Raw genomic sequence first — 4,044 nt, 5'->3', positions numbered from 1 at the left:
GTAAGCGCTCAACAAACCCCGCTCTTGCGCTCAGTCGTTTTCTAATCTCCCGTCGATAACAGGCGACTGCCCGCATCTTTTATCGCCGAGAGCAGATGTGGTGACACATTCCAGCGCTGCCCACTGTCCGTTACAACGGTGACAGTTTTGCGATTGAATTTCATCACGGTAGCGATGACACGTTCGCCCTGCGGAGAATCGAAGCTGACTCTCGCGCCAGGGTGGAACTGCATCATTGATTTGTGTGCATGCAGCGATTCCAGCATCTTCAGCCGTTCAATAATGCGCTGGTTCAGCGCCATCAGTTCGTCGGCATCAAGATGATCAATATTGATATTCATCACCCGTTTCATGATGCGGCCTTCACAAGGTTGTCGTGAGCTTCCGGCGCCTGCCAGGGCAGTAATGCTTCGATATCATCCAGACTCTGTGCGCTGGGTAATTCTGTAAAGACCCGCCTCAGGTAGGTATAGGGCTCCAGCCCATTGGCCTTGGCCGTTTCAATCAGGCTGTACAGGTTTGCACTGGCGGCCGCACCGGCGACGCTGGCACTGAACAGCCAGTTCTTCCGCCCCACCACGAAGGGCCGGATTGCGTTCTCTGCCCGGTTGTTGTCGATGCTCAGTCGGCCGTCCTCGGTATAGATCGTCAGCTTGTCCCAGTTCTTGTCGAGATAACCCAGGGCTTTACCCAGCAACCCTTTGGGCAGTGTGGTGTGCAGGGTTTTATCCAGCCAGGCGCGGATGGCCTGGAGCTGGGGAAGGCTCTCTTGCTGGCGCAGGGCATGGCGCGCCTCCGGGGCCATGGATTCCACTCGCTTTTCTATTGCGTAGAGCTTGGCAATCATGCTCACCGCGACATCGGCTTTCCCGGCTTTCTTCTGCTTGCCTGCGGCCTTTTGCGCCTCAACAAACTTGCGACGGGCATGGGCCCAACAGCCCAACTGGATAATGCCAGTTTGCGCGCAGGCACCGTTGTACCCGGCATAATCATCGGTCTGCACGTAGCCCTGATAGCCGGTCAGCAGTTGCCGGGCCACCTCGCCCCGGCGACTGTCGGCGTAATGGTAAAGCCGGATAGCCTGCGTGGGTGGCCCGCCGACCCGCACCCACATGTAAGAGGTGCTCTCTGGGTCTTTGCCCGGCTCCTTGAGTACCTGCACCGTGGTTTCATCGCACTGTAGTACCGGATAACTCAGCAAACGATCCTGCAAGAGATTAATCAGAGGCTGTATCAGCTGGCCTGCCTTGACCATCCACAGCGCCAGGGTGTTACGGGGTAAATCGATACCGCTGCGCCCCAGAATGGCTTCCTGTCGATACAGAGGCAACGCATCCTGGTATTTGGCAATGGCGATGTGGGCCAGCAAGCCTGGACTGGCGTTGCTCTTGGGAATGGGTTGCGGCGGAAGTGGTGCCGTGCTGACGCTACCCTCACACTGCTTGCAGGCGTATTTCTTACGCACATTAACCAGCACCTGCACTTTGGCTGGAATGATGTCCAGTTGTTCGCTGGTCTCTTCGCCAATGCACTCGCGCAGACAACCGCAGGTACAGACTTTGTCAGCGTCAGGCAGGTCGTGCTCAATACGCACGCGGGGAAGATCGGCGGGCAGGGGCTTGCGGCCGCGTTTGGCTTTTGGGGCTGACACGGCAGTGGGTGCAGTGGCGACAGCGACCGGTTCGTCCTCTTGCGGTGCCAGCTGCACTTCAGCGTCGCCCAGTTCGGCTTCATCAAACAACTCAACCTGCTGGTCGCTCTTCTCACTGCTGGCGCCAAAGCGCTTTTGCTTGAGTAAACGAATCTGCTCTTCAAGCAAATCAATACGCTGCTCCTTCTTCAGAAGCAGGGCCTTCAAGGCATCGATATCGTCTGGCAGGGACTGTGTGAGGGGCGCCGTCATGGCGCCATATTATACTGGAGACGACTCAGGAGACCGAGTCAAAATGCAGGGTTTGATGCGGTCGTTGCTGCCAGATATCAAAGCCGTCGAGCAGGTAATTCAGGTCGCGGCCATCGCGCTGCTCGTAGCTAAAATCGGACTGGCGCGGCCAGCGGAAACGCTGCTTCTCAAGGCGTTTATACCAGAGCACAAAGCCGTTACGCTCCCAGTACAGGATTTTGATCTTGTCGCGGCCCCGATTGCAGAAGACAAACAGCGCTTCCGTCATCGGTGACAGCGCCAGCTCGCTCTCAACGAGTATGGCCAGCCCATCAATGGACTTGCGCATATCCACGGGCTCCAGGTACAAATAGGCTTGGATGCCCGGTTGAGGACGCAGCATTAGCTGGCGTCCTGTATTGCGCGAAGCACGGCGGGCAATACGGCGGACAATGTTTGCGCAGTAAGCTCAAGGCGAATACCGCAGGGTAAACTCATGATGAGGCGATCCGTTCCAGTCGGAGCGGAAATCGGCATGAACTTGCGCTGGGGGTTGTTAACGCGGCTGCGCCAGTAAGTAAAGTTCGACAGCTTGAGGTCATGTTGTTTGCAATACTCAGCCTGCGATAAGCCACTGCTCTTCCAAGCAGCAAAATGTGCTTGCCAGAGCTGGGCTTTGGTAGGATTTGACTCGGTGCTCATTGGATACTCCAGATCTGAAAAGTCTGGAGCGTAGCGAAGTCCCGGCAGCAATTTTAGGTGGGGTTTATAGACCGCTTACGAAAGATCAACATAATCCATCAGCTGCATCTCGATAACCGCACGCCCCGGCAGCTGGTATTCGGCATTAGTAGAAAGCTCTTCATTTGAAATTAAAACAAGATTAGTTGCGTCTGCTGGCTGATCACTCCAAATTTTATCTTTCATCACCTGAAAGCCGCGCTCATCAGCTATCAGTTCTAGTCCGGGCCTCTGAACTTTGTACAGATAGACATATTTATTGTCATTTAGCGCGGCAGAAATCTGCCTTTCCCAGAAGAACTTCCCACCCGAATACTGGTTTCCGTCGCTTACAATCGCGACATGCCTCTGCAAAATGTAGTTTTTAATTACGTTCTGATGTAGATCGTGCACTACATCAGTGTTGTGCGATTGCGCTGATCGCCAAGACACGCTCTGAGCCGCCGGCTTATTTTTCGTACAAATTTCTTCAATAATGATCGAATAGCAATAGTAAACGACCTCCTCGGCCTTATCGTCTAAAAGCGCTATCACGAACCCTGGTACGCTCCGAGTCACAAGCCCATCGCAGCGAACTAGCCGGTAGCCTGCCGGTATTGGATGTCCGCACTCCGAGCTTATGTCAGAGGCTATCTGAGCAAGCAGGCCGTACAGTGCTTTGTTGTCATTCATCTGCATGCATGTCTTCCTTGGCATTTTTGAGGTCAAAAAAGCGCCGACCAGCGCCGAGGCTTTGGGGTTAGGATGATCAAGCCACCCACCTTTCGACCTCTTCAGCACCGTACTCTTCTTTCCAGGCTTTCAGGGTCTTGTGGTTGCCACCCTTGGTCTCGATCGTCTCACCGGTTACAGGGTTTTTGTAAACCTTAGTTGCACGTGGCTTGCGCACCCTTATCTGCTTAGCTGCAACTTGAGGAGACAGAATCTGAATGACCTGAGCGGCCGTCATATCGTATTTTTTCACTAATTCATGGAGTTTTTCTTCGAATTCGATGTCCTGCTGCAGCCCTTTATCTTTCTTAAGGCGCTCAAGCTCTTGCATCTTTTCGGCGATCTCTCGCTCGATTGCACGAAAATCGTTTAGTTTAGACATCCCATTTCCTCTATAGGTTATGGATAATAAAAATATTCTAAATCAACGAGATGTAACATCATTAAATTTCACCACAAAGGTCCCTGCCAAAGCATACTCGTCACGCTCCTGCCTTTAGCTTTCATGGCGAGCCCGACCTAGTTGCCATCTAGCTAATCAGGCAAGGGCAGGTGACACACATACGGGAGCGGCGTCTGTCAATGTAGTTGGAACATGAGTCATGCTGCTTCTAGTTCACTATGCACATGGATAACGGTCGTTTCCTTCTCTGGATTCAGCCAAACGCTGCCTACGGGTTGCCAGTTTCGAGTATTGCCCGACCAGCGTG

At 53.5% G+C, this 4,044-nt stretch carries 6 protein-coding genes; all 6 read right to left on the bottom strand.

The genetic code is table 11. The annotated features are described in order from the left end of the window. Positions 1–41 precede the first annotated feature (41 nt). Positions 42–341, bottom strand: coding sequence for a hypothetical protein (locus AC13EY_RS00175; protein WP_482875783.1), 300 nt, complete (start codon positions 339–341; stop codon positions 42–44). Between the two features lie 8 nt (positions 342–349). After that, positions 350–1,903, bottom strand: a complete 1,554-nt coding sequence (tnpC, locus tag AC13EY_RS00170; protein WP_008250665.1) for an IS66 family transposase — start codon at positions 1,901–1,903, stop codon at positions 350–352. A 25-nt stretch (positions 1,904–1,928) separates the two neighbouring features. Then, the gene (gene tnpB / locus AC13EY_RS00165; protein WP_008250664.1) at positions 1,929–2,285 is read right to left on the bottom strand and encodes an IS66 family insertion sequence element accessory protein TnpB; all 357 of its coding nucleotides are present in this window, start codon (positions 2,283–2,285) and stop codon (positions 1,929–1,931) included. Then, positions 2,285–2,584 (bottom strand): IS66 family insertion sequence element accessory protein TnpA, encoded by a 300-nt coding sequence (tnpA, locus tag AC13EY_RS00160; protein ID WP_348665555.1) that lies wholly within the window; start codon positions 2,582–2,584, stop codon positions 2,285–2,287. The genes tnpB and tnpA overlap by 1 nt, the downstream gene beginning before the upstream one ends. Before the next feature lie 75 nt (positions 2,585–2,659). Continuing rightward, entirely contained in the window at positions 2,660–3,301 is a 642-nt protein-coding gene (locus tag AC13EY_RS00155) for a hypothetical protein (protein WP_482875780.1), read from the bottom strand. 70 nt (positions 3,302–3,371) lie between these two features. Further along, entirely contained in the window at positions 3,372–3,716 is a 345-nt protein-coding gene (locus AC13EY_RS00150; RefSeq protein WP_482875778.1) for a histone-like nucleoid-structuring protein, MvaT/MvaU family, read from the bottom strand. Between the last annotated feature and the right edge of the window lie 328 nt (positions 3,717–4,044).

Source organism: Halopseudomonas sp. L-58 (genome assembly GCF_056859475.1).
The sequence above is the reverse complement of the archived record's forward strand: the minus strand, read 5'-3'. Positions and strand labels throughout refer to the sequence as shown.

Excerpts from the sequence above, each read along its gene's own strand:
- tnpA (WP_348665555.1), bottom strand. The coding sequence starts at position 2,584 with ATGAGCACCGAGTCAAATCCTACCAAAGCCCAGCTCTGGCAAGCACAT.
- tnpC (WP_008250665.1), bottom strand. The coding sequence starts at position 1,903 with ATGACGGCGCCCCTCACACAGTCCCTGCCAGACGATATCGATGCCTTG.
- AC13EY_RS00155 (WP_482875780.1), bottom strand. The coding sequence starts at position 3,301 with ATGCAGATGAATGACAACAAAGCACTGTACGGCCTGCTTGCTCAGATA.
- tnpB (WP_008250664.1), bottom strand. The coding sequence starts at position 2,285 with ATGCTGCGTCCTCAACCGGGCATCCAAGCCTATTTGTACCTGGAGCCC.
- AC13EY_RS00150 (WP_482875778.1), bottom strand. The coding sequence starts at position 3,716 with ATGTCTAAACTAAACGATTTTCGTGCAATCGAGCGAGAGATCGCCGAA.
- AC13EY_RS00175 (WP_482875783.1), bottom strand. The coding sequence starts at position 341 with ATGAATATCAATATTGATCATCTTGATGCCGACGAACTGATGGCGCTG.